This window comes from Chryseobacterium sp. MYb328 (assembly GCF_037572595.1).
In the GTDB taxonomy this organism is placed as follows: Bacteria; Bacteroidota; Bacteroidia; order Flavobacteriales; family Weeksellaceae; genus Chryseobacterium; species Chryseobacterium pennae.
On the sequence record NZ_JBBGZQ010000011.1, the window covers coordinates 16,048 to 42,156 of the forward strand.

Annotated in this window: 26 protein-coding genes and 2 tRNA genes; 10 read left to right on the top strand and 18 right to left on the bottom strand. The window is 34.7% G+C overall.

Annotation, left to right across the window (positions count from 1 at the left end; all coding sequences use genetic code 11):
• Positions 1-7 precede the first annotated feature (7 nt).
• Complete coding sequence (locus WH267_RS12340) at positions 8-1,519, top strand: helix-hairpin-helix domain-containing protein (protein ID WP_340008575.1); 1,512 nt, start codon at positions 8-10, stop codon at positions 1,517-1,519.
• Between the two features lie 463 nt (positions 1,520-1,982).
• Here the strand turns inward: WH267_RS12340 and WH267_RS12345 are convergent, their stop codons facing one another.
• The 6 genes from WH267_RS12345 to WH267_RS12370 form a co-directional block, all read right to left on the bottom strand.
• Complete coding sequence (locus WH267_RS12345; RefSeq protein ID WP_340008577.1) at positions 1,983-2,423, bottom strand: GNAT family N-acetyltransferase; 441 nt, start codon at positions 2,421-2,423, stop codon at positions 1,983-1,985.
• Between the two features lie 54 nt (positions 2,424-2,477).
• Positions 2,478-3,236 carry a hypothetical protein gene (locus tag WH267_RS12350; RefSeq protein ID WP_340008579.1) on the bottom strand — a complete coding sequence of 253 codons (759 nt, stop codon included), beginning with the start codon at positions 3,234-3,236 and terminating at the stop codon, positions 2,478-2,480.
• 71 nt (positions 3,237-3,307) lie between these two features.
• On the bottom strand, positions 3,308-3,856 hold the full coding sequence (locus WH267_RS12355; protein ID WP_340008581.1) for a hypothetical protein: 549 nt from the start codon (positions 3,854-3,856) through the stop codon (positions 3,308-3,310).
• 116 nt (positions 3,857-3,972) lie between these two features.
• Complete coding sequence (gene tyrS, locus WH267_RS12360; RefSeq protein WP_340008583.1) at positions 3,973-5,172, bottom strand: tyrosine--tRNA ligase; 1,200 nt, start codon at positions 5,170-5,172, stop codon at positions 3,973-3,975.
• A gap of 202 nt (positions 5,173-5,374) precedes the next feature.
• Positions 5,375-6,085, bottom strand: a complete 711-nt coding sequence (locus WH267_RS12365; RefSeq protein WP_115970229.1) for a LytR/AlgR family response regulator transcription factor — start codon at positions 6,083-6,085, stop codon at positions 5,375-5,377.
• A 5-nt stretch (positions 6,086-6,090) separates the two neighbouring features.
• Complete coding sequence (locus WH267_RS12370; RefSeq protein ID WP_340008587.1) at positions 6,091-7,125, bottom strand: sensor histidine kinase; 1,035 nt, start codon at positions 7,123-7,125, stop codon at positions 6,091-6,093.
• 146 nt (positions 7,126-7,271) lie between these two features.
• On the opposite strand from WH267_RS12370, the gene WH267_RS12375 reads away from it, so the two are divergent.
• From WH267_RS12375 to WH267_RS12385, 3 genes are all read left to right on the top strand, one after another.
• Positions 7,272-10,076, top strand: coding sequence for an outer membrane beta-barrel family protein (locus WH267_RS12375; RefSeq protein ID WP_340008589.1), 2,805 nt, complete (start codon positions 7,272-7,274; stop codon positions 10,074-10,076).
• A gap of 11 nt (positions 10,077-10,087) precedes the next feature.
• Positions 10,088-10,864 (top strand): GLPGLI family protein, encoded by a 777-nt coding sequence (locus WH267_RS12380; protein ID WP_340008591.1) that lies wholly within the window; start codon positions 10,088-10,090, stop codon positions 10,862-10,864.
• Between the two features lie 117 nt (positions 10,865-10,981).
• Positions 10,982-12,016: a serine hydrolase domain-containing protein gene (locus WH267_RS12385; protein WP_340008593.1), complete on the top strand. Its 1,035-nt coding sequence runs from the start codon at positions 10,982-10,984 to the stop codon at positions 12,014-12,016.
• Between the two features lie 262 nt (positions 12,017-12,278).
• Here WH267_RS12385 and WH267_RS12390 read toward each other — a convergent pair whose 3' ends face one another.
• Positions 12,279-12,770, bottom strand: a complete 492-nt coding sequence (locus WH267_RS12390; protein WP_115970107.1) for a GNAT family N-acetyltransferase — start codon at positions 12,768-12,770, stop codon at positions 12,279-12,281.
• Positions 12,748-13,368, bottom strand: a complete 621-nt coding sequence (locus WH267_RS12395; RefSeq protein WP_115970108.1) for a TetR/AcrR family transcriptional regulator — start codon at positions 13,366-13,368, stop codon at positions 12,748-12,750. Before WH267_RS12395 ends, WH267_RS12390 begins: the two co-directional genes overlap by 23 nt.
• Positions 13,369-13,468: 100 nt before the next feature.
• Between WH267_RS12395 and WH267_RS12400 the strand changes: the two genes are divergently transcribed.
• Both WH267_RS12400 and WH267_RS12405 read left to right on the top strand, forming a co-directional pair.
• Positions 13,469-13,603 carry a hypothetical protein gene (locus tag WH267_RS12400; RefSeq protein WP_259080637.1) on the top strand — a complete coding sequence of 45 codons (135 nt, stop codon included), beginning with the start codon at positions 13,469-13,471 and terminating at the stop codon, positions 13,601-13,603.
• Complete coding sequence (locus tag WH267_RS12405; protein ID WP_340008598.1) at positions 13,603-13,974, top strand: hypothetical protein; 372 nt, start codon at positions 13,603-13,605, stop codon at positions 13,972-13,974. The genes WH267_RS12400 and WH267_RS12405 overlap by 1 nt, the downstream gene beginning before the upstream one ends.
• Positions 13,975-14,311: 337 nt before the next feature.
• Here WH267_RS12405 and WH267_RS12410 read toward each other — a convergent pair whose 3' ends face one another.
• Positions 14,312-16,684, bottom strand: a complete 2,373-nt coding sequence (locus tag WH267_RS12410; RefSeq protein WP_340008599.1) for a TonB-dependent receptor domain-containing protein — start codon at positions 16,682-16,684, stop codon at positions 14,312-14,314.
• 128 nt (positions 16,685-16,812) lie between these two features.
• Here WH267_RS12410 and WH267_RS12415 point away from each other — a divergent pair, with 128 nt between their 5' ends.
• Both WH267_RS12415 and WH267_RS12420 read left to right on the top strand, forming a co-directional pair.
• Positions 16,813-17,388 carry a Crp/Fnr family transcriptional regulator gene (locus WH267_RS12415; protein WP_115970111.1) on the top strand — a complete coding sequence of 192 codons (576 nt, stop codon included), beginning with the start codon at positions 16,813-16,815 and terminating at the stop codon, positions 17,386-17,388.
• A gap of 59 nt (positions 17,389-17,447) precedes the next feature.
• Positions 17,448-18,467: an NAD-dependent epimerase/dehydratase family protein gene (locus tag WH267_RS12420; RefSeq protein ID WP_340008602.1), complete on the top strand. Its 1,020-nt coding sequence runs from the start codon at positions 17,448-17,450 to the stop codon at positions 18,465-18,467.
• 19 nt (positions 18,468-18,486) lie between these two features.
• On the opposite strand, the gene WH267_RS12425 is transcribed toward WH267_RS12420, so the two are convergent.
• The 3 genes from WH267_RS12425 to WH267_RS12435 form a co-directional block, all read right to left on the bottom strand.
• Positions 18,487-19,101, bottom strand: a complete 615-nt coding sequence (locus WH267_RS12425; RefSeq protein ID WP_115970113.1) for a hypothetical protein — start codon at positions 19,099-19,101, stop codon at positions 18,487-18,489.
• 296 nt (positions 19,102-19,397) lie between these two features.
• Positions 19,398-19,778, bottom strand: coding sequence for a VOC family protein (locus WH267_RS12430; RefSeq protein WP_340008604.1), 381 nt, complete (start codon positions 19,776-19,778; stop codon positions 19,398-19,400).
• Between the two features lie 10 nt (positions 19,779-19,788).
• The gene (locus WH267_RS12435; RefSeq protein ID WP_340008606.1) at positions 19,789-20,457 is read right to left on the bottom strand and encodes a hypothetical protein; all 669 of its coding nucleotides are present in this window, start codon (positions 20,455-20,457) and stop codon (positions 19,789-19,791) included.
• 149 nt (positions 20,458-20,606) lie between these two features.
• On the opposite strand from WH267_RS12435, the gene WH267_RS12440 reads away from it, so the two are divergent.
• Entirely contained in the window at positions 20,607-21,170 is a 564-nt protein-coding gene (locus tag WH267_RS12440) for a TetR/AcrR family transcriptional regulator (RefSeq protein ID WP_340008608.1), read from the top strand.
• A 39-nt stretch (positions 21,171-21,209) separates the two neighbouring features.
• Entirely contained in the window at positions 21,210-22,616 is a 1,407-nt protein-coding gene (locus WH267_RS12445; RefSeq protein ID WP_340008611.1) for an MFS transporter, read from the top strand.
• 56 nt (positions 22,617-22,672) lie between these two features.
• Here WH267_RS12445 and WH267_RS12450 read toward each other — a convergent pair whose 3' ends face one another.
• The 6 genes from WH267_RS12450 to WH267_RS12475 all read right to left on the bottom strand — a co-directional run bounded on the left by WH267_RS12450 (position 22,673) and on the right by WH267_RS12475 (position 26,095).
• On the bottom strand, positions 22,673-23,773 hold the full coding sequence (locus WH267_RS12450) for a serine hydrolase domain-containing protein (RefSeq protein WP_340008613.1): 1,101 nt from the start codon (positions 23,771-23,773) through the stop codon (positions 22,673-22,675).
• A gap of 302 nt (positions 23,774-24,075) precedes the next feature.
• Complete coding sequence (locus WH267_RS12455; protein ID WP_340008615.1) at positions 24,076-24,807, bottom strand: class I SAM-dependent methyltransferase; 732 nt, start codon at positions 24,805-24,807, stop codon at positions 24,076-24,078.
• A 149-nt stretch (positions 24,808-24,956) separates the two neighbouring features.
• Entirely contained in the window at positions 24,957-25,157 is a 201-nt protein-coding gene (locus WH267_RS12460) for a YqaE/Pmp3 family membrane protein (RefSeq protein WP_228438571.1), read from the bottom strand.
• Positions 25,158-25,236: 79 nt separating this feature from the next.
• On the bottom strand, positions 25,237-25,932 hold the full coding sequence (locus WH267_RS12465; protein ID WP_340008617.1) for a M949_RS01915 family surface polysaccharide biosynthesis protein: 696 nt from the start codon (positions 25,930-25,932) through the stop codon (positions 25,237-25,239).
• A gap of 11 nt (positions 25,933-25,943) precedes the next feature.
• Positions 25,944-26,016: transfer RNA gene (locus WH267_RS12470), tRNA-Lys, on the bottom strand.
• Positions 26,017-26,020: 4 nt separating this feature from the next.
• Positions 26,021-26,095 (bottom strand) — tRNA-Lys (locus tag WH267_RS12475).
• Positions 26,096-26,109: the final 14 nt, after the last annotated feature.

Consider the following 26,109-nt stretch of genomic DNA (forward strand, 5'->3'; position numbering starts at 1 on the left):
ATTCAATATGAAAAAGACCATCAGGGTTGTCTCCATTCTGGATGCAGCCAAATCCTATGAATATGTAGATGAAAAACCGATTCAGGGAGGAGTAAAAGATGTTTACTTTTCGCCGGACAGAGAATATGTAGTTGCATTTTACAGAAATCCACTGGATGAGGGGCAGAAAGAAAGAATTATGAGAATTGTTTCTACCTATCTGCAAAACATTCAGAACGGTAATTCTGCAGAATACTTTTTAAACGAAATATTCAGATGGCCATATGATATTGTGGAAAAAGACAGGCTTACAGGAATTGTTGTTCCTGTTTATCATCAAAAATTCTTTTTTGCTAAAGGGTATGTAGGTTCTGATACTATTCAGAGTGAAGATAAAGTCGGAAAGTGGTTTACGGCTCCGATGTTCAGAAACCCACAGTATCCATTAAGGCTTGATCAGTCTGAATTAGGGGATTGGCTGAGTTATTTTCAGATTGCTATTAACATCAGTAGGGGAGTGAAAAAACTTCATCAGATGGGACTGGCACATTCAGACCTTTCCTATAATAATATTCTGGTAGATCCGGTGACGAAATCTGCATGTATTATTGATATTGATGGCCTTGTTGTTCCCAAATTATTTCCACCGGAAGTCATTGGAACAGCTGATTTTATAGCGCCTGAAGTTTTAAAAACCCAACATCTTAGCCTTAAGGACCCCAATAGGTACCTGCCCAATCAAAAAACTGATCTTCATGCTCTTGCAGTGCTGATCTATATGTACCTGTTGAGAAGACACCCTCTCCGTGGTGGGAAGATCTGGGATCTGGATTCTGAAAAGGATGAAATGATCTCTATGGGTGAAAAAGCCCTGTTTGTGGAACATCCTAATGATCCTTCCAATCATGTAAGAACTGACCATCTTAGAAAATGGGATGCCTTTTGGGGTGATCCGCAAAAAATTCCCTATACTATAACAGGTCCGTACCTTGCGGATTTATTCAGAAAAACTTTTATTGAGGGATTACATGATCCAATCAGACGTCCCACTGCTAATGAATGGGAAACTGCTTTACTGAAAACAGTAGACCTGATACAGCCTTGCCGGAATTCCGACTGTACGGAGAAATGGTATGTCTTTGATAATACCAGCAATCCGAAATGCCCTTTCTGTGGAACTCCACACCAGGGAACGCTTCCGGTTCTGGATCTGTATTTTAAGTTTGATGATGAGGTTTGGAAACCTGAAAACCACAGATTGATGGTATATCACAACCAATATTTATTTAAATGGCATGTGTCCAGAAAGGTGATCAGAAATGAAAACCTCACCATGCAGGACAAAATGCCTGTAGGATATTTTACCTTTCATCAGGGAAAATGGGTATTGGTAAATCAAAGTTTACCAGGAATGAAGGATATTACAGAACAGAAAGAAATTCTGCCTGGATCTATGGTAGAACTCACTGATGGAAAAAAAATACTGTTGTCTGCAGAAGAGGGAGGAAGGCTGATTTATGTGACAATGGCGAATCATTAGATAGAGATAGGTTGGAAGCTGGAAGAGTGAAGTTGGAAGTATAGCAGTAAAAAAAATAGAATGAAAGTATTTAAATTCAATAGAAATGTACTTTAGCCTGATTTTTTATATTCTATCCAAATCCAATGGCTTTAACCAAAACTTATATTGTTTTATACTTTCGCTGATTAAGCAGACTTTTACTTAAACATTTGCTTAATCAACGAGGGTAAAATATTTTTACACATTATATGCACAATCATCTGTGAAAATCCGTGCAATCTGTGGGAAATAAGATTAATCATAAAAGCCATAAAAGTTTTTAGCGATTAAGTGATTTCTAGTTAGATGCTTTCTACATAAGAAGTACAGAAAAATTTTGAAAATCTTTGATTTTCTTTTTCGCAATCATCAATATCCTGTGATCAAAAAAACTGCCCAATCTGCCTAATCAATGAGAGGTTATTTTTGTGATTATTCGTGTTTAATCCGGTGTAAACTCCATGAAGAAAGAATATTCATCTTCACTTACTGTTTTGAATCCCATGCTTAAATAAAGGTTTTGAGCCTTATTGGTTTTTAAAACACTTAAAGAAGCTGTTTTTCCAGTTGCAGAAGCTTCCTCCAGAATATCATTCAGGATCATTCTTCCTAGTCCTTTGCCTTGTTGGCTGGGATCAATCTGAAGCTGTAGGATATCGATATTTGTATTTTTTCGGTCTATTTTTAAAAGCCCAATGGGTTGATGATCCAGAAAAATAATATTTGCTTTATCAAACTGATCAAGAATCCGGTTGAGAGTCGTTTCGCGGTCTGTAGGAAGATTGGATTCTGCATAATGCGGAACCATGGTTTTCGTCCTTAGATCAAGAAGATAATCAATATCGTTTTCTGTTGCTTTTTGGTAGGTAAGTGAAGTTTTCATAGTTTTTTTTGAATTCGAATTTCAGGCCATATTTCCCCTGTTGAGAGAAAAGAATTAATAAATATCTACAATAATAACCCTTGGATTTTTTTGTAGATCAATCATTGATCTTATTTTGATGGCTTGTTTTAAGAAGGTACAGGCATGATAAACGGCCTGGATAAAATCTTGTCTGTCATCAGGAAAAAATACATTTATAAGAAATTTCATCTGATCTTCAATTGCTTCAGATAAAAGTAAGTTTTGCTGGTTTTCTAATCGTATTGTTTCAATGATGCTTTCTTCCTCTCCTGTTAACACATCATCATAATCATATAATTTACTTTCAATAATTCTTTTGGTCATCAGAATCAGAAAATCATTGAAGTGTAAAAAATCTTCGGATTGTATATTGGCACTGAAATACTTTCCCCTTATTCTGGCAATAGGAAAATAATCAACATAATTTTCATAGAGATAAGCATAAGCTTTGCCCGCATTAAGTGTATCAAGCTCATAGAGTCGAGTGATTCCTAAATAATCGTACAGGGTTTTAAGATATTCTTCTCTTGCTTCTAAAGAATCATGGGCGAATAGCGGATATATTTGACTTCTAAAGAAATGGATGATTTCATAAAAGTCATTGGGAGGCATCATATTAATATCATTTCTGATATATTCCAGAATCCTGTTGAAGGTTATGCTACCATTTTCTTTCTCTTCAATATAATTTTTAAATGTAATGGTATGATAGATTCTATGCTGTAGGTCCTCATAAAGATTCCTTGAAGCTTTTATACCGTCAAACATATAGATCGAAATATTTCTTTTCATATACAAGTTTGTTGTACTATTAATTCCTGACTTTAATGATAAATAAACCTGTTTGCTGACAGTTGTTTTATTTAATCAAATGTAATCTTTCTTTGCTGAAGATAGGCTTCATTAATATTTTCTTTTTCAAGATGATCCGGATACATTGTGATTTTTATAAACTCTTCATCCTGGTAAAGACCTCCTAAAAATAACTCATTTCCTATTATTTTAACCTGAATGGTAAGGGCATTGATAAGAATTTCTTCATTCTTTAAGGTTCGGATGTTAAAAATAAAAAGCCTTTGGTAATGAGTGTCCTTATACTTAATGATCAGATAGTTTTCATGAAAATACAAAATACCATCCCGAAATGTTGGTTGTCCCAGAGTATTGATGGGTGGTTTCCAGGTAATGACTTTCTTTTCTCTTAGTCTGATATGAACCTTTTCTTTTCCTGCTTCATTACATTGCCACCATGCAATAATTCCTTCATTATTGATAGCTGTCTGATGTGGGGATACCGAATTTTCCGTACCTGAAGGATCTGTCCATACAATTTTGTGCTCACTGAGCTCCGTTTTAATGTTGTCAGTGAACAATTCTTCATCAATCAGGGTAAGGATTTCAGCCTGCGTCATTTTTTTGTTTCTTGGGGCGAAGATATTGATTTAATTGGATTTGGAAATAAAAGTTGACCTTAAGCAGGAAAGGAATACCGGAAATTGTATAGTATTCCGGCTTCCAATCCATATTTTTAAGCCAGTTCAAAAAAACTTCTTCTGCCGATCTTTATTTTAGTTTCTTTTACAAGTTCAATTTCTTCATCTGGTTCTATCATTTTAACTGTGTTGATCTGAACTCCGCCACTTTGTATCAGTCTTCGGACGGCAGATTTGCTGAGGTCATTTTTTAACTGATGACAAAGCTCAAGGACAGTCGTTTTATGCTGAATATGAGTTAACGTATTGATAGGAACAGGTTCAAAACTTTTCTCTTCAAAATTCTTATTCTGAAACTGGTTATTGAAGAACAATTCAGCGTTTTCGGCAGATTCATCATCATGGTATTGACTGATAATATTTTTGGCAACCCGTTTTTTGATGTTCATTGGGTTTTCCCCATTTTCCATTTTTAATTTCAAGTTGGTCTTCTCTTCCATTGAAAAATCGGTGGTAAGATCAAGAAATTCTTCAATGAGAGCATCCGGAATAGACATGGTTTTTCCAAACATTTCATTCGGTTCATCAGTCAGGCCGATGATATTGTTTAAAGACTTGCTCATTTTTTCCTTTCCGTCAAGACCTTTCAATAAAGGCATGCACATTACGATTTGGGCTGGCATCTGATGAACTTCCTGCAGTTGTCTTCCCATTGTACAGTTGAAAAGCTGATCTGTTCCACCCATTTCAATGTCACATTCAATTTTTACAGAATCAAACCCCTGTAGAATGGGGTATACCAGTTCATGCATGGCAATAGGTGTATTTTCTGTAAACCTTTTGTTAAAGTCATTTCTGTGCATCAGCTGTGCAACTGTTACTTTTGATAACAGCTGAATAACCTCTGAAAAATTTAATGCATCAAGCCAGTCAGAATTGAAAACAATCTTTGTTTTTTCAACATCAATAATTTTAGATAACTGGTTGATATAAGTTTGTGCATTATGCTGAACATCTTCAGCGCTTAAAGGTTTTCTTGCCTTATTTTTTCCGGTTGGATCACCAATTCTAGCTGTAAAACTACCAACCACAATAATAATCTGGTGACCCATATCCTGGAACTGCTTCAGTTTTTTTAGAACAACGGCATGCCCGAGATGCAAATCAGGAGCAGTAGGATCAAAGCCCAGTTTAATGGAAAGTTTTCTGTTTTCTTCTTTTGCCTGTTTTAATTTCTCTTCCAATCCGTTTTCCGGGAGGATGATAGAGACATTTTCTTGTAATGTATTGATCATGTTGAAATATTTTAAATGAAAAAAGCCCGGACAGTACTGTCCGGGCTCTATATGTTAATTAGATTATTTAATTTAGATTACAGATATAGAAAGTCTTCCCGAACGATAGCTCGGAGTGTAATATTCACTGAAGAATGGAAGACGTAATATGCTGTTTAAGTGTTTCACTTTACAAATATAATATTTTTACCGGAATAATTATTTAGTTTAGCCGTTCTAAAAGTTGTTTGCGATAAGTTGTGCCGATAGGAATAACAGTGTCATTCATTAAATAAAGCCTGTTCCCGGTAATTTTTTTTATTTGATCTAATGCTACTATATAAGATTTATGGATACGGATGAATTTTAAAATATCCAGCTTTTGCTCAATCTCATTGGTTGTTATTGGAGATAAAAGAAAATGTCCATCGGTAAATACTTTTACATAATTTCCCCAGCTTTGTATATATTCAATCTTATCAGTAGTAATCCGTATATAATCTCCATCAACTTTTAAAGTTAACCATTCAATGGGAGAAAGTGGTTGCTCTTGGGTAGGAAGGAAACCAATTGGTTTGAATCTGGAAATAGCTTTGTCTATCGCGGATAAAAAATTGGATAGAGAGATTGGTTTGATCAGATAGTCTACCACTTGATATTTATAGCTTTCAAGGGCAAATTCACTATATGCAGTTGTAAGGATTACTAATGGCGGATGATTCATGGCAGCCAGCATTTCCATCCCTGTAAGACCCGGCATATTGATATCCAAAAATATCAGATCTATAGGATTTTTGTATAAGTAATCCATGGCGTCTTTTGCATTAAAAAAACTACCACAAAGGTTCAGACTTTGTAATCCGTTCAGGTGATGTTCAATAACAAGATGGGCTCCGTCTTCATCATCTACAATAATACAGTTTAGAGGATTCATGAGATTCATAAGGCATTTAATTGAATAGTTAAAATGGTTCTGTATTCTGAATCTAGCTGATAGATTTCAAAAGTATAATGTTCAGAGTATAAAAGGTCCAGACGTTTACGGATATTGCTGAGCCCCATTCCCAGTGATTCTTTTTTTATAGGTGTTTCCGGGAGAGAATTTGAAATATCAACCTTGAACTCATTGGCGTTAACTTCAAAATGAAGTTTGACAAACCATTCGTTAAGGGAGCCTGCACTATGTTTAAAGGCATTTTCAACCAGTGTTATTAATAGCAAAGGTGCTATTTGATAATGGGAAATAGATTCTTTATCATTGGGGAGATTCAGTGTTATTTTACAGCGCTTACCACTTCTTTCTTTTTCTATATTAACGTAAGTTTTAATGTATTCCAGTTCTTCTTTTATGCTTACAGCAGCATTGTTTCCCTTTTCAAGAGGATAACGCATGAGATTGGAAAGTTGAAGAATTAATTCCGGAATTCTTTCTGGATGAGTTAAACTAACCCCATACAGATTGTTAAACATATTAAAAAAGAAATGGGGATTTAATTGATAGTGAAGAAGCTTAGTATTCATTTCATTAAGAAGTAGCTGATCTCGGGTTCTTTTTTCCAATGCTTGATAATATTGCCTGATCAAAGCCAGAAAAATGATGAAAATACTGCTGATAACACAGGTTGATACATAGTATATAATGAACTTGATTGTTTTCCGTTCGCCATGATGATAAGTTTGATTAGGCCAATATCTGTTCAGGCCTGAGAATACCAATACTAAAAGCAATAGATAAACAATAGTTATGGACCCAAACTGAACATATTTTTTATTGATAAGTGACGGTAACGCGATATATTGATATAGCTGGGCCTGCAAATAAACGACGATAAAAAATAGGACAGGACTAAAGAAATATCCGAAAGTATTTGAAGCAATCCATTGATGAAGAACTGTCAGGAATAATACTGTCACAAAGAAAACGACCTCGAAGGATATTTTTTCTATGGGCCAGTTTGCATTTTTTTTCATCATTTTTTATTTACAAAGCTCTTCATTTTACTCATGATTGTCAAAAATAGATGACAAACTAAGTTGATCATGGAAATAGAAATGTTGATCATTTATATTTTACCTGCAAAAGGTAAGCCGCTATGTTTGTGTTATTAAAATATAAACTGATGAATTACCAACCAAAATATAATGCAGCTTTTCTGTTCATATTCACATTTATTTTTTCAGGGTTTTGTATGGCGCAATCAAACTGGAGTGTTAAAGGAACTGTAACGGATGGTATTTCCGGTTCGGCATTGCACCGTTCCACTATTACAGCTTTGAAGGCAAAAGATTCTACTTTAGTCAAATTTACCAGGGCTTCCGAAAACGGAAATTTTAATATGTCCGGAAATCAAAGTGAAAAAATATTTTTTTTGATCACCTATCATGATTATGCTGACCATGTGTTGTCATTTAGCCCGGATCAGACAAAAAATGATATTGATTTTGGTGCAATAAAACTGTTCCGGAAAGAAAAGTTGCTTGAAGAGGTTATTTTAAAAGGAAAGACAGCAGCAGTAAGGATAAAAAAAGATACCACAGAATTTAATGCATCATCCTATATCATTAAACCTAATGCTAAGGTAGAAGATTTACTGAAGCAGCTGCCGGGAATACAGGTTGACCAGGAGGGTAAGATTACGGCACAGGGGAAAAGAGTAAATAAAGTACTGGTGGATGGTGAAGAATTCTTTGGAGATGATCCTACGCTGGTTACTAAAAATATTAGGGGAGATATGGTCTCTAAAGTTCAGCTATACGACAAAAAAAGTGATCAGGCTGCCTTTACGGGAATTGATGATGGAGTGAAAGAGAAAACCATTAATATAAAATTGAAGGAAGATGCTAAAAACGGATATTTCGGGCAAGCCGATGTGGGTGGAGGTACAAGAAACTTTTACAATATTAAAGGAATGATCAATTATTTTAAAAGAAAGCAAAAACTTTCTGCCTATGGAATTTTTGGGAATACCGGAAAAATAAGTCTCGGATGGGAAGATAATCAAAAGTATGGATCAGCAGATGATATTCAATTCGATGAAGCAGGACGGGGATCTATGACTACAGATGATGAAAACGGACTTGATGCACAATCCGGACAATATAATGGGGAAGGGATTCCTATAGTGAAATCGGGAGGAATACATTATGATACCAAGTGGAATAATAATAAAGAAGCAGTTAATGTTAATTATAAGAATGGATCTATTTCAGTTGACGGTTCTAAAAATACATTAAATCAAAATAACCTGTTAGCAGGAATTATTTCCTCAAATTCGGACCAGTCTTTTTCCAACAGTACATCCAGACAAAAGTTGGATATCAGTTATCAGATAAAGCCGGATTCCACTTCTAGTGTAAAGGTATCTGTCGCCGGAAATCATAAAAGAATCAGTAATGAGCAATTCTTCAGCGGGAAAAGTTTTTCTCAGGAGCGATTGCTAAATACAAGTTTGAGGACAATAACAAACAAAGGCTATGATCAGTCTTTGAATGCAAATGTATTTCTGACAAAAAAACTAAAAAAAGCAGGAAGAACATTATCTGCCAATCTTAAACAAAATTTGGGAGATTCTAAAACAGACGGATATTTACGAACTCATAACGAATTTTTAGGAATTAATGGTAGTCCAGATAACGTACAGGTCATTGATCAATTTAAAACCAATTCAATTAAAAGTTCTGAATTTATAGGTAACCTAGCCTATACGGAACCTTTAACGGGTTCATTAAGTCTTGTATTGAGCTATGCTTATGGAATAAATAAGAACAGGGCAGACAGAAAGACGTTTAATCTTTCTGCCGATGGTAATTATACTATTCCCGATGAGAAGTATAGCAATAATTATACGCTGACTCAGCGTATGAACGTTGGAGGTGCAATTTTTAATCTAAAGAAAGATAAAGCAACGATTAATTTCGGAACAAAAATAATCAGTATGGATCTTGACCAGTCTGACTGGGTTCAGCAATCTTCCTTTAAAAGAAATTTTACCAACTGGAATCCACAAGCTAATCTGTCATATGAGGTTGGACCTCAGAAACAGCTTGAAGTGGGTTACTCAGGAAACACTATAAGACCAACTTTTGATCAGCTTCAACCTGTAAGGGTTAATAATGATCCGTTGAATATTATAACCGGCAACCCATTATTGAAACCTTCTTTCAATCAAGAAATAAAAGCAAGCTATAATGCTTACCGAACATTGAACGAACAAAGCATTTATCTGGGAGCAAATTTTGGGATAACTTCAAGTCCTGTCATCAACAGTATTGAAATAGATGATGTAGGGAAAAGTATCTACAGGTGGGTAAATCTGGAGGACAATAAAACACATAGTTATAGTTTGAGAGCCAGTTATCAGCAAAAATTAAAATTTATTGGAATGACAGGAGGACTGTATTTTAATTCCAGCGGAAATACTTATTACAGTTACGTCAATAATGTACTTAATAAAATGCAGTCTAATACCTATTTAGGAAACTTTATGCTATCAAGCTATGATCATACCTCTTATCAGGGTTCTATAAGTTTCGGACCTACTTATACAACGAATGAATCTTCTCTGCAGAAAGAGGCGAATAATAATGGTTGGGGGTTAAACGGAAATACTAATATAGTTGTGCAGCTACCTGGGAAAATTGAGCTGAGTTCAGATGCCCGTTATGAGTATAAAGCAAAAACAGCATCATTTAATACCAGTTTCAGCATGTTGATCTTAAATGCTCAGATCAGTAGAAAATTTCTGAAGTCAGAGAGTTTAAAACTTAGCTTATCAGCGAATGATCTTTTGAATCAAAATACCGGTTTTACCAGAAATATCAATGGGAATATGTTAAGCCAAACCAGCTTTACCACAATAAAAAGGTACTTTATGCTTTCGCTTATCTGGGATTTTAATAAAATGGGTGGAGATCAAAACCTTTAAAAACTGTTTTTATGAAAAAAAATAATATTACAAAGATTTGTATTCTGTTAATAATCAGTATACAATCATATTATGCACAGGAAACAAAATTTATAACCGAAGGAATAATAGAATATGAACGGAGCAATAATATGTACGCATTAATTCAAAGAGGAATCACGAATGATGATGTTGTTTCAAACATGCGTTTTGAAGAGTATAAAAAGACTTTTCCTCAATTTAAACGCACGAAAAGTACATTGCAGTTTTCAGAAAAAAAGAGTCTGTTCACTCCGATAAAAAATGATTCGGCTTCAGATATTTTTTTTGAAAATAATCCAGCTGTTAATCAAATAAATACAACCTACACAGATTATGATAATCACAAGCAAATTACAGAAAAACAAGTGTTTGAAGACAGATTTCTGATACAGGACTCTATTCAGTCTGTAAAATGGAAAATAACTGATGAATTCAGAGAAATTGCGGGATTCAACTGCCGGAGAGCTAACGGATTGATCATGGATTCTATCTATGTAGTCGCTTTTTATACAGATCAGATACCGGTATCTGGTGGCCCCGAATCTTTCAACGGTTTACCAGGAATGATTCTCGGAGTAGCTTTGCCGCACGAAAACGTTACATGGTTTGCAAAGAAGATTAATGATATTAGAATTGAGCCCGGGAAGCTTACGCCTCCAAATAAAGGGAAAATTATAAACAGGAAAGACCTGAAGCAAACTGTTACTGATATTTTTAAAAGTTTTGGAAGCAGTTTTCAATCATCTTCCTGGCCCTTCGAATTATGATGATAGGGCTTGATCAATTACGTTTGTCATTAAAATCCATAAGTTGATCATTCATATTTTTATTGCAAAATCCAGGTATCTATGTTTGTATCATAAATTATGATCAAAAAAACACAAATGAAAAATAATATAAAAATACAATTAGGGTTCCTATTCTTATTTCTTATTGCTCTGTTTTCTTTTTCTGGTAAAAGCAAGACCGGAAAACTGACACAACAGCTGGATGCAGTTTGTGAAAGAAATAATTTTAACGGTAGTGTTGCTGTTTTTGATGGCACTGTTCAAGTGTATAGAAAAAATAAAGGGTTTTCTGATTTCAGTAATAAAACCAAAATTAATAAAAACACCATGTTTGCGATTGGTTCCATAAGCAAGCAGTTTACAGCTGTTCTTATTTTACTTCAGATGGAGCAGAACAGATTGAATTTAGATGATAAAGTTTCAGAATATGTAAAGGAATTTCAAACAAAAGAATATGAAAATATTACAATCCGGCAGCTTTTAAATCATACTTCAGGGCTTAACACTTTGGGAGGGAAACTTATGTTTAAAAGTGGTACAGGGTTTTATTATTCTAATGATGGGTATAACACTTTAGGGAGGATTATCGAAAAAACTTCAGGAAAATCATATAATGAAAATCTGTTGAAGGTATTCAAAAAAGCAGGTATGGCTAATTCTTCAACCGGAAGCTCATTCAATGGAGGGGATTTTGGATTAGTATATGTAGGCAGCTTGAATCGTTATGAAAAAGTACGGAATATGCCTGAGAGACTGAATAGCTCTAAAGTTGGGATTCCTGCCGGAGGAATCCTCTCAACTGTTGATGATTTATTGAATTGGAACCAGGCTCTTTATGGAGGGAGAATTATAAAGCCTAAGACTCTTGAACTTCTCACTACACAAAGTTCTGTAAGAGAACATTCTGTTTTTGGTAAAACAGGATATGGCCTTGGAATCATGCGGAATACGCAGGCTCCTGTTGCTTATTTCCATAGTGGTTATGTAAAGGGGGCTCCATCTTTGCTTGTTTATTATCCCAAAACAAAAATATCAGTTATCATCTTATCTAATATTGCAGACGAATCAAAACAACAGGAAGTTATTTTCAGGCCACATATTGAAATAAAGGAAATTACTGATGGAGGATAAGTAAGGTATTTATCTTTAAAAGATTTCTCTTACCAGGATCTTGTTATTTAAGTAATGTAAAGAATTGTTGCAGTTGTCCAATATTTAAACCATTAAGATGTAGTGTAAGTGATTATAACAAGATTTGTTTTTTTAGAAAAAACTTAACCATTTACGTATCTTAATGGTCTAAAATAATGGTTCAAAACAATTTTACTTGCAATTTCTTAAGCTAATTCTGTGCCAGAAACTGTTAAAATGAATTTATATGTTTTTTATCATGCTATAAGCTCTTTTCCATCTTATAATTGACGAGATCAACTCCTTTTACACTCACAATTTGTTCCTGAATAATCTTAAAATTCATCCTTTCAAAAAAAGGTTTTGCTGTTTTGCTGACATCGGCAGTCAGGAACTTTTGATTTTGCTGTAAGGCTTCTTTTTCAATCAGTCTGTAAAGCTTCGAAGCAATTCCCTGATGTTGATAATCTTTATGAACAAACAGAAGGTCAATATAATTTCCCTGGTCAAGAGTACAAAAGCCTGCCATTTTATTTTCAGACTCCGCAATTAAAATATATTGCTTACTGATCACCTTTTCCCATCTTTCCTGATTGTCAGCACCGGATTTCCAGGCCTCAAGCTGATCTGTATTGTAATCTTTATTACATACTGTTGTAATGGTGTCTTTAAAAAGCTGAAGCATTTCCGGAAGATCATACTGATTTCCTTCCCTGAGGATGATCTTCAGGTTATCGGATGTATTGTTGTTCATAGAGTGTTTGCTGTTCCTTATTGAGTAAAGGGTAGAAGAGATTCATCAGTAAGAGTGTGTACGACTGAATAGCTGCTTTTTTATTAAGCTTTGAAATCAGTCTGTTGTGGGTAAGCCAGTTATCTGCAATAATGAAGATCTGCTCTGTAAGACTGTTCATGATAAAGTCCGGAATATCTTTTTTAAAAATATTATTCTTTTGAAGATCAGAAAAAATCAATTGAAATTCTTCTCTTCTGCTGAAATTGATCCCTTCATATTTTGCCTCAACCTCCGGTATTTTTTTTAATACATCTACAAGGTTGATAAAGATAAACCGGTAATGATAAAATATTTCGCAGGTAGAAAAAGTCAGTAGGTAAAGATCTTCCAGAGTTTTGTTCTCTTTTTTCTTTATTTTATTCAGTAATTCATCCATTTTAAGGATAAGTTCTGTAAAAAGGATCTTAATAATATCTTCCGAATGTTTGAAATGATAATGCAAATTTCCAGGGCTTATGGAAAGATCAGCCGCAATATGCCTTGTGGTAATATTGTTGTAACCCTTTTCATTAAAGAGTTCCAGTGCTTTGGCCAAAATTTTTTCCTTGGTACTCATCTTTCAAATATAAGAATAATCAGAATGTGAAAAATCATATTTTCAAAATTAGAACATTTGTTCTAATTTGAATATATTTGCAATATCAAATCTTATTACAATGGAAGGAAAACAAAAGTTTGATTATGAGACTGCCGGAAACCGTGAAAAGAAAAATGAAACCGATATTCAGGATATTATGGCAAAAGTCCTGCAGGTGATCATTGGATTCATTATGGCAGTGCTTCACATGTAATGAAAACACAGATTTCGTATTGGTTTTTGTTGGGACTGGCAGCCTGGGCAGTCATGATCCTGCTAAGAAAGAATGGTATTTTTATTCCTGTTATCAATAATCATTTCACTGATTTTATTACCGTTCCGATGTACTGCTATCTGATAGAATATATCATGAATTCTCTGTTGGGTTTTCATTGGAAACCGGATTTTAAGTTTATTCTCACTTCACTTCTATATCTGTCTTTTTTGTTTGAAGTTCTTTGTCCGAAAATATCACCTTTATTTACCGGAGATATTTTGGATGTGCTGGCTTATTTTCTTGGAGGAATGGTGTACTGCTTTTTCAAGATCAGATCATTTTCTGCCTTAAAAAAAGAGGCCGACTAAATTGGATCAATAAATTTGACGCAAAGTTTATTTAAAATACGCCTTATTTTTAAGTTAGCTAAGATGGAATCGATTTACAATCGATTTGGATGAAGCCGATGGATAAACCTTCTTTATCTTAAAAGTATGAAGTAAGAAAATAAAAACATTTGCGGAAAGAGAAATTATAACCTACTTCAAAAAGAGTAAAAGATTAATCATTTTTCGTTTAATTTTTATATCTGATCCATATTTGTCACATAAAAAGACCGGCAGAACCTTATTGTAAAAGCACTGCCGGCCGGGGTTATTGTTTTTATCCTGTTTTTGTTTTTTTGTGCTAAAGGAAAAGCGGGTTTTAATTGTTGCCGCCATTTGCTCTGTTGGAGTCTTCAAATTTCACCTGTTTTGTAGCCCCTTTTACATTATTATTCCCGAATTTATAAGTAAGGGAAAGGTGAACATTTCTTGTGATTCCCTTGTATTGATAATCAATATTATAGTCCGGATAATATTCTATTCCTTTTTCACGGTTGGTATTCAAAACATCATTCAAATACAGGTTAACTAGAAGTTTTTTATCCATGAATGCTAATTTTAGCCCTGTATATAATGAGGCATTGGTATAGTAATAGGTATTTCCATCCCTGTTCGGAAGGCTTCCCCATAATCCCAGTAAGAAAGTCACTGTTTTATCTTTATTGAGGAAGAAACTATTGTCTATATTTACATTGGCACTGTATCCCGGAGGAACAGGAAGAATGGAAGGATCATAAGATTTTGCTTTGGTATAATATCCATTCAGAAAAATAGTAGATTCCAGCCATTTCAGTTTGTTGTAGTTATAACTGATATTGACTCCGGTCTGATTTTCATTATAGAAATTCTTGGCGATGGTATATCTGTAATTTTCATCAATCATCTGAATTCTGTCCCAGCTGTCTTTGTTGTAACTGTGATATAATGTAATGTTGAGATTGTTATTCAAAACATACCCGAATTCAAAATTATCTGAAAATGATGGCAATAAATAAGGGTTTCCGGTAGTGTATTCAAAGTTGGAAGTGAAATATTTAAACGGATTCAGGTTTCCAAAATAGGGACGTGAAATTCTTCTTGAATAGCTTAATGAAAATGAATTATTCTCATTAGGCTTGTAGCTTAAATATGCGGTTGGGAAGAATTTACCATATTTTATTTGTGTTGAAATATTATCATTCATAGAAACACCTTCCAATGTTGTGTATTCATAGCGAAGACCTGCCTTTGCATCCCATTGATCATTGATTTTAAAGTTGGTGGACACATAAGCTGCATAGTTTTCTTCGTTATAAAGGAATGTATTGGTTCTACCTGCGTTAAGCTGATTTTGTCCGTTGATAATATCAAAAAAATTAAACTCAGAATCATTTTTGATCTTCGTATACTTAAGCCCGGATTCTGTTTTTATCTTCCCAAATGTTTTTTCCAGATCAGCCTGTCCCGAGTAAATTCTGTATTTACTGATAGGATTAGCCATGGTATAGATCTCTTGTGGAGTATAGGTATTGGAGAAATTTCTTGCGTTGGAATTATTAAGCATTACATTGGCTGTTATATTCAGTTTCCCTCCAGCACTGTCTATTTTTGTCTCATAAAATGCCGTTGCATTATGAACATCTCTGTTATTTCTGTTTCTAAAGTCGGAAGAAATATTGATCAGATCTTTTCCATTGAATCTTACAGATTCACTTTTACCTATTTCCAAAGGGTTGCTGTGTGAATAGTTATAATTGATTCCAATAAGATTTTTATCATTGATCTTATATTCTGCTTTTATATTTCCACTTTTGTATTTGTAATTATTAAGATTGTCACCATCCTTGTTCCAGAAATTGTTATTGCTGATGGCTGACATATTATTGTAAGTATTATACTGCCAGTAATTATCACCAGCAGATAAATTGGTGCTTAGTGAAAGTTTTTCACCCTGATAATTAAAAGTAGCACCTCCTCTTGAAGAAACAGTAGGTTTGCCCCAAAAATAATTTCCTGAAGTCTGAATAGATCCGTTCCAGCCCAGATTGGCATTTTTCTTAAGAATAATATTAATCAATCCACTTTTTCCTTCTGCATCATATTTTGCCGGAGGTGTGGTAATCACTTCTATTTTAAGAATATCATCAGAACGGATTGTCTTCAGATAATTGATAAGTTCCTGCCCGTTCAGGTTCAGCAGCCGGTCATTAATCATCACCGCTACATTACTTTTTCCGGCAATGCTTATTGCTTCATCACTGGTTTTTACCATCGGTGTTTTAGCCAGAGCTTCTATAGCATCAATACCCTGGGAAGCTACAGAATTCTCCACATTGAAGACCAGTCGGTCTACTTTTCTCTCGAATAATTTTTTCTTTGCGGTAATGGTTACGCCTTCTACTTTCTGTACCACAGGTTCCTCCTTAATCTGAATATCCCTTTTGGTATTTCCTTTTACCGCAATTTTCTCATTGTTGGTTTTTACCCCGTCTTTTATAATCTCAAGTATATAATTTCCATCCTCTTTTAAAGGAATTCTGAACAATCCTTTGTCATCTGTAATAGCAGAAAATTTAGCCTCATTTTTTGTGATAAGCACTTCAGTTTCTGCTACTGGTTTATTTTCTTTATCTGTAACAACCCCTTCTACACTTTGTGCCCATGCGAAAGAAGATGAAATAAGACTTAAAAGAAGAATAATTTTCCGGTTCATATTTAGCTTTTAGTATAAGACAATTATTTTAATGAGAATATTACATCGGTTTGTGAAAAATGTTTTTTATTTAAAAAATATTCGCTATTCTTTTGGTTATTTTTGTACCGGACATAAATTTGACTTTGATGCACGACAAGCTTTTACAATACCTCCGTTCCAATCATGATTTTTCTCAAAAAGAGATTGAAAGAGTTCAGCAGTATTTTGAGCCTGTATCTTTTTCAAAAAATACTGTGATAGAAGAAGTTGGTAAGATCCCCAATTATCTTTATTATATTGTTTCAGGATACCTCAGATTGTTTTATGTGGATGAAAACGGAAATGAAGTGACGACACATATCAACTGCCCACCAGGTTTTTTTACTTCTTATTCTCATTTTATCAGCGGAACAGTCTCGGATCATAATGTGGAATGTATTACCGCATGTGAACTTCTAAGGATTACAAAGGCAAATCTTGATTATTTGGTCAATGAAAGTCAGACGATGAAAGACTTCAGTATTTCCGTATTTCAACACTCCATTGCTTATAATGAAAATCGTTCCAGAGAATTGTCTGCACTCAATGCGGAACAACGATATCTTAAACTTCTGAAGGACTACCCTGAAATTATTAAGCATGTGCCTGTTCAATATATCGCTTCATTTTTGGGAATGAAACCGGAGAGTTTGAGCAGAATCAGAAGAAAAATAATTAACTAACAAAAGTCAAGCAGTTCCGGAAGCAAGAGACTGAACTTTGCTGCATTAAAATTAATGTAATGACAAAGAACAATCTAAGCCTCGTTTCAGGAGCTAATGGACATCTGGGAAATAATTTAGTCAGATTTTTATTAAAACAAGGCATTCCGGTGCGCGCAACAGTGCGGAATATCCATAATACAAAACCTTTTGAAGGACTGAACTGTGAATTGGTACAAGCCGATATTACTGATAAGGCATCTTTTGTAAAAGCACTTCAGGGAGTAGAAACGTTTTATGCAGTAGGAGCATCCTTTAAGTTATGGGCTAAAGATCCAAAGAAAGAAATCTACGATGTCAATATCCAAGGAACCCAAAATACCATTGAAGCAGCGGCTGAAGCCGGAGTGAAAAGAATCGTTTACGTAAGCTCTATCGCAGCTCTTGATTATACCCAATTGCCAGCAAAGGAAAGCAACGGGTACAATCCGGATCGGAGAGATATGTATTATAACTCCAAGAATGATGGTGAAAAGCTTGCTTTTGAATGGGCCGCAAAATTGGGGATAGAGCTTGTTTCTATTATGCCATCAGCAATGATTGGCAGTGATGCCTTTTTGCCTTTAAATGTTTCCTATGGTATTCTGAAGCTTATTCTGAACAAAAAAATTCCTGTAGATACAAAAATTACCCTGAATTGGATCGATGTAAAAGATGTTGCAGAAGGATGCTATCTGGCAGCCCAAAAAGGACGGCCAGGCGAGCGTTATATTCTGGCGAATGAAAAATGTATGTCCATTACAGATACAACGGTTCTGGCCAATACTTTTTACCCTGATTTAAAATTGAAAGTTCCAAATTCTGTTCCAAGAAGCATTCTTTTTACCATTGCAGCAATGATGGAGTTCTCTGCAAAGCTGAGCAGAAAAGCTCCGGTACTGACGAGAAAAGATATTTCAATGTTTTCCGGATTGCAGCAGGATTTTGATATTTCAAAAGCCAGAAATGAACTGGGTTTTAATCCCAAAAGCCCTGAAAAAGCTGTACAGGAAGCTCTTGATTATTTAATACAACACCCTGAACTTTTGAAAGAGACATAAAAATCTCTTTTTTATTGGATTACAACTGAATAATAGATCCTTTATAAAATTTAGTAAGGTCATAAAGGTCATTAAAGTAACGTTGAAGATGTATACTGCTTTTTTCATCAATATTGTTAAGCCCTGAATGACTTTCTGCCAAAGCATATAAAGATTTGTAATCCGGTTTCAGATAATCCGAAAGAATATTTTCTTTGCCCTGTTCCCGGTTGATCATTTCAGTAAGGAATATTCCATAGATCATGAATTGGTTGAAATTCTGAGCATTGACGATATAATTCAGATTTTCCTGAGAAAGTTTTTCATAATCAGAAAGTAATTGCAGATAGCTTTCAGTATGTACAGGTGACTGAATTTCATAAAAAAGATCGATCCCATGAATGAACAGCTGAGTTCTTATTTCTTCATGATCTGAAGGATAAGCTTTACTGAACCATAAGAATATATTTAAAAGTTCTTCCCGGGTAAGTTCTTCCACAGAATCTTTTACCTTATCCTTGATGATCTCAAGACTTGCTTTTCCATCAGGCTGGAGGAAGCTCAGAAAATTTTCTTCTTCACGGCAAAGTTTATTGTACAAATTGATTTTAGCAATATTTGGATTGGTTTTGATGAAATAAAGTTCTTCTGTCATAACGAATTACCAAATATTTTTAGAGAAATGGTAATTAAAGATACAAAATAAGCAGAAACATACTCTGAAAAATGTTATGTGATGAATGGAATGCGTTTTGAGGATGGAAGCAGGAAGATGGAGGCTGGAAGTTTTAAACCACATAGAAATCTATATGGTTCATATTTAAGACAGAAGCAATAATTATTTGGGGAAATACTTAGAAAATAATTCGTTTAGTATAACTCAATGTTTCAATAGTGGAACGTTTTGCTTTTACATACTTAGTAACTTCCGTCTCCCAGTCTCCATCTTCCTTACTTAATTGTTTCATGCAGCGCAATCCTGTTTCCCTCTGAATCTTCAAACTCAGCCACTGCAAAACCATATTTTTCATCTGTTCTTTTGGGATAAAGAATTTTTCCTGCATGTTGAAGAACTTTTTCCAATGTAGCCTCTATATTTTCTGTTTTGAAATAAATGATAACCCCGTCTTTTGTGGGTTTATAAACATCACCTTTAGCCAGCGCACCGGTAATACCACTATTCTTTTCTTCAAAAGGGAAAAGAGCCATTTCGTACTGATCAATGATTTCCTTTTCAAAGCTGAAATTGAAGACCGCAGAATAGAATCTTTCTGCACGTTCAAGATCATGAACAGGAATTTCAAAATAAACAACAGGGTTGGATGAGTTCATGGGAATTGGTTTATTTTTTAAATGAAGGAAGCTGTTTTATTTCAGACTTAAAAATGAGGGTTGCAATTATTGATCTGAGCAGCGATCTGGTAATGGAAAGCGGGTGTTCCGGGAATTCATGGTCATACTTTTCCAGTTCAGACTTATTCATTAAAGTTCCCTGTCTGAAATCAGGATCATAAGGATCTTCAAACCAGTTTTTCATGCTTTCTTCATCAATCTCTACCTCTCCGGATTGGTGTAATCTGTCAAGAATAAGCGCATCTCTCATCCCGGTAATGCCAATTTCATCAGTCTGAATTTTTATTACATAGCTGCAGTCTTCAAAAGGAATAGTGATGGAGGCAATATAAGCCATTCCGGTTTCCTGCTGAGGAGTCTTAATAATTGTTTTTACGCAAGGGATATTGTGAATATGAATAATATCTGTTTCAATACTGCCACCATTGGAGGAAGCTGCAATATTTCTGTAAAATCTTTTCAGATAATCGAGATCTTTTGCTGTAGGGAGGTCAGGTTCTCTATCAAAATAGTGAAGGACAATCAGGGCAGACTGTTGGGGATTTACCCATCTGATAGCATCATGGTCCTCAGATACTTTTTCCCATCCCTGATCGGGAATAGTTATAGAATGGAGATTGACCTTAATTTTTTTTTTCTTTCTGAAAAACTTGAACATGGCTGATCTTTTAATTTAAAGATCGTATTATTTTGACAATTAAAAGAATTTCAGGAACAGAATTTTAATGAAATAGATAGAATTTCTCTATAATAAAAAAAATAGAGTGACTTCTCTATTTTTTATGTAGCTTTGTTAAAATTTTCAGGTTGAAAAAAGAAAAAGTACGTGACAGAATTATCAGAGTGGCTTCAGATCTATTCTATAAACAAGGGTATAATTCTACCGGGATTAATCAGATTATTGCTGAAGCCGATATTGCCATTGGATCATTGTATAATCATTTTGCATCCAAAAATGACCTTCTTCAGGCTTATTTAATCAAAGAAGAACAGAATTGGTTTGAAGGGTTGGAAAAGAGCATAACGTCTATTTCAGATCCGAAAGAAAAAATAGAAGCAATCATTGATTACCGTAAAAAGCTGCAACAATCTTCAAAATTTTCAGGCTGTCATTTCATCAAAATAGTTTCAGAAACAGGAGATGGGAATGCTGCAGTATCCGGTTTTGCAAAAAATCATAAAGAAAAACAGAAAATAGTAATCAGTGATATTGTGAAGGAATATAATGAATTGTATCAGTTGTCAGACCCCGATTTAATCACTGAGAATATATTTTTACTGATAGAAGGAGCAGTAGTAACCTCCACAATCACCAGAAAAAATGATTCTTTTGATCAGATCAAAAAAATCATTCAGGGTTTATTACCCTAATTTTTTTATGAATTTAAAAATAGATATATCTATCTAAAAATGAAAAGTAAGTATTTGAAATTGTTTGTTATATTGTTTGGTCAATTGTTGACTATTATGGATATTTTTATAATAAATGTGTCCATACCATCCATTCAGCGCGATATCAATGCTTCCAACGGAGAAATGCAGTTGATGATTGCAGCCTACCTTATCGGTTTTGCCTCTTTTCTCATTACAGGCGGCCGGTTAGGAGATGTATACGGAAGAAAAAAGATTTTCATTATAGGATTAACCTTTTTCATGATCAGTTCCATAACCTGTGGAATTTCACAAGGTGTGATCCAGCTGATGATTTCAAGACTTGTTCAGGGAGTAAGTGCCGCATTGATGGCTCCGCAGGTCCTTTCCATGATCCAGATTTTATTTCCAGCTCATGAAGAACGTACAAAGGCAATGGGCATGTATGGAATTACCATTGGCATCGGGACAATTCTCGGCCAGTTTCTGGGCGGCTATTTTTCATCATTAATGGCTTTTGATGAACCATGGCGGCTTATTTTTCTGATTAATATTCCTATATGTATTGTCGCTATTTTCTTCAGTGTAAGACATTTGGACGAGTCCAGAACCAGTATAAAAGAATCCTTTGATTATTGGGGAGTGTTTCTATTGTCGATAGGGCTTTTCAGTATGACATACACACTTACCGTTTCTGAAAAGGAAATTTTTAGTGTTCAGAATGTATTGCTCATGACTACTGCTGTGGGAATTTTAATCTACTTTATCAAAAATCAGAAAGATAAGCTGAAAAACAAGAAACCTTACCTGATTGATTTTGAACTGTTCCGTTACAAAAATTTCAAGCTGGGTATTATAGCTGTTTCTTTCTTTTTTATTATGCTGGATTCTTATTTCTATATCTTGTCCTTATTCTTTCAGGATGGATTAATGATTAGTCCGATGAGAGCAGGAGAAGTTATCGTTTTTCAGGGGCTGGGGTTTATCCTGGCTGCAGCTTTTTCAGTGAAACTGATCCTTAAATATGGGAAAAAAGCCCTGATGGCAGGACTTGGTTTTATCATTCTGATTTTGATTTTTCAGATTGTTTTTTTCAAAGGTTCTACTGGATTTTATCAACTATACCTGTTATTATTTCTGCATGGAGTAGGAGTGGGCTCTGTAATTCCCTCTCTGGCAAATATCGCTCTTTCTGGGATGCCTGAAAAACTGACAGGAAACGCGTCCGGAGTTTACAATACCTTTCAGCAGATTGCAGCCATCATAGGAATTGTGGCAGTAGGAAGCGTCTTCTATTATTTTTTAGGAGAAAAACCTTTAATAGAACACTATCATAAAGCTTTTACAATAGCCATTTTGATTAATATCCTTTGCCTGATTATTGTATTGGTCAGTATTTTTAAAGTTCCTGATGATGTTTTACCCAAAAGCAAAAATAACTATTGAACTGTTCATCCAACAAAATGGTGAATCACTTTTTCTTAATGTGGTTTGATTTAAGTTTAATGTTTCTTTGCTGAGGCTTTTATTTCAGCTAATGTTATTTTGGCAATATCCCGGGTAATCTCGGTTGGAGAATGGCAGTCACAATTGCTGAGTCCTATTATATACATATCTTCTTCAGGAATATAAACACCCATGCTTTTGAACCCAAATACACTTCCACCGTGCTCACGGTCCGGAGTTCCGTTGATTTCCTTCAAATGCCATCCATATCCGTATGTAAATTCTTCTCCATTGTTAAGCTTATATTTTTGAAAAGCTTTTTGAGTTTCCTGAGAATTTAATAGGGTATTTTGGTTTAAAGCCTGCTGCCATTTCAATAGATCATCAGCCGTAGACATGAGCGAACCTGAAGAAAAAGGAACACTGAAACTGATAATGGTTTTATTTACAAACCCATGTTCTTTTTTATGATAGCCATAGGCTCTTTGTGGGATTATTTTCCGGTCCGAAGCATAATAGGAATGAGTCATCCCTATTTTGTCGAAGATATTTTTCCTGATGAAATTTTCATAGGTATCACCTGAAACGAGTTCTATGATATAGCCAAGAACAACATATCCTGAATTATTATAATCAAATTTTTCGCCGGGTGCAAAATCAACAGGTTCATTTTTGAAAAAATCAACCATGGCTTTAGGTTCCATTTCTTTTTGGGCAATGGAAGATAAAGATTTCATTTTTGTAAAATCTTTGATTCCTGAAGTATGGGTAAGAAGATGATGAACCGTAATTTTATCACCGTTCGGATAGTCTTTGATATATTTTGATATTGGATCATTTACTTTAAGTTTCCCCTGTTGCTCAAGTATTAAAATGGATACTGAAGTAAACTGTTTGGTCATAGAACCGATTTGGAAAACATTTTCAGGAGTCATATTGACATCAAGTTCCAGATTGGCTTTTCCGAAGGATTTGCGGTAAAGAGTCTTTCCTTTCTGAGTGACCGTAAATACACCGCCAGGTTCATTTTGATTTCCAAATCCGGTAAGAATGAGACTGTCTATTTTCTTTTCGTATTTTTTTGTAGGCAATTGTGCACTTATAGTACCACAGATCAGTAGAGAGATCAAAAAGGTTATTGTTTTTTGAGTAATCATATTATGTAATTTGTTATACAAAGATATAAAATATTTTAATTACTATGTTATGCAATATACTTAATGGTGTTTAAAATAATCTGAGTTCAGGGTAAGAAGATTAAGATGGAAAAGGCTGGAAGCTGGAAGAGAGAGGCAGGAAGTTAACAGATGGACTGAATATTTCTTCGGATTACCATAAAACCTGACAGATTCGTCCCAGAAAATAAATAAAATCCTGTTATAGTTGTTTTCTTAGGCATCAATAGCTTCCTTTATTCAGGTTAAATGATGTTTTTATTTTATAACCAGATAACGATATTTTATTTCTCTACAGAGATCAGTAACATCATAGGTCTGCGGAGCTCATCTTTCATTTCCGGAATTTCTTTCAGCATTTCCGGACTTGGTCCCGGTTCAATAATTTCTCTTATTTTGAAACCGTGTTTCAATAAAGTATTCAGATAAGAAGTTAAAGTTCTGTGATACTTGGTAACGTTTTCCCCTAAGAATGTAGTATTTCTTTTTCCTTCCATAAAATATCTGTCAACCGGCCAGCAGGTTTTTTCTCCATCTTTATCGTAAACCCAGTCCTGTCCTCCTTCAGCAGTAAAAACAGGATGTTCCACGGAGAATACAAAATGTCCACCTAAAGTCAGCCATTGATAAATATTTTGAGCGATGATGTCAAAAGATTCTACATAATGCAGTGTTAATGAGCTTAGGATAATATCAAACTGTTCTGCTGGATAATCAATATCTTCCAGGGCTTTTCTTTCATATAGAATTCCTTCCAGATTATTGATTTCCTGTGCTCTGGCCAGCATTTTTTCAGAAAGATCAATACCAATTACAGATTTTGCTCCATTTTCTATGGCATACCGGCAATGCCATCCGAATCCACAGCCAAGATCAAGTATGTTTTTTCCTTTAAAATCAGGGAGCATATTTTTCAGGGCATGCCATTCTCCGGCTCCTTCCAGTCCCAATTGGGAACGGAGCATTTCTTCATACTGGTCAAAAAAAGACGGGTTGTCGTATTTATTTTCTTTCATGGCAGGAACATTTAAAGTTTTAAAACCGGAATTAATGAACAATAAATTTACGAATATTAGCTGGAATAGTTTTAAAGCGCTGTTTCAAAATTTGTCAAAGAAAAATCCTTTACAAAATAAAGGATTGAATGTTATAGATGTAAATGATTTTATCTTCTGCCCTCACGAACTGCTCGGATTAAATCTTCATTTCGTTGATTAGCTCTTTCATTATTTAAAGACATCACTGCCCAAATAGCTGCAGGAAGCCATCCAATTAAGGTAATCTGTAAAATAAAACAGATAATTCCGGTAATAACTTTTCCTCTAACAATAAAAGATAGAAAGGGAAGCACGATAGCTAAAAACATAATTAAAATTTTAAGGTTATTATATAGTTTTATTTGTCAAATGTATTGAATTTGAGTTTAATGGAGAAAATAGAGTCCGCTAATCTTCCATATGCTCATTCCATAATTTTTCAGCGTAATCCCTGAAAACTTTTGGTCCCTGTTGAAAAGCTTTATCAAAAGTATAAGATCCCCCTTCATATACAGGTTTCCCATGATCTTCCATTCCTGTTCGAATTTTTGTTTCTCCGCGCATGGCAAATTTTTGTTTTCCTTCATACATGATGACCTTTAAATCTGAAGGACTTACATCTCCTTTACAGGCAATTTCATACATCATCCAGATTTCAGCAATACCGTTTTTATCAAGATCTGTTACACTTAAAGAATTTTTCTTAAATGCAGCATCAATATCTACCATACAGTCTTTGATAAAATCATTAACCTTCCAGATTTGTTGGTTATTTTCCAAAGAATAACACTGGGCGAATACTTCAGCATCACCACCATCATTTTCATGTTGAAAATTTTCATTGATGTAAACTCCTGTTTCAGACGTAACAACAATATATTCTCCGGTTGTATCCTTCCAACGGAACCCTTCTTTGAAATTTCCTTTATATTGTAATGATTGAGGTACCTGAGCAGAATCAATTTTTGTAGTGATCAAAGAATCTGTTTTTTCCACCTGATTAACTTCCGGTGATTGAGCTTCTGATAGAGTGTCTTTCTTTTCTTCTTTACAGTTTAAAAAGAATAGAAACGGGAGGCAATAGAGTAGATGCGTTTTTTTCATAGATTATTTTGATCTGATAACAGGGCTCGAACCTGTGTCCTCCCGGGTGAAGAGCCGGGTGTTCTGCCACTGAACTATATCAGAAATCAGGATAGGTGCAGGGCTCGAACCTGCGTCAACCCGGTTAAAGAGCCAGGTGTTCTGCCACTGAACTAACCTATCCTTTTTATTTTTGTT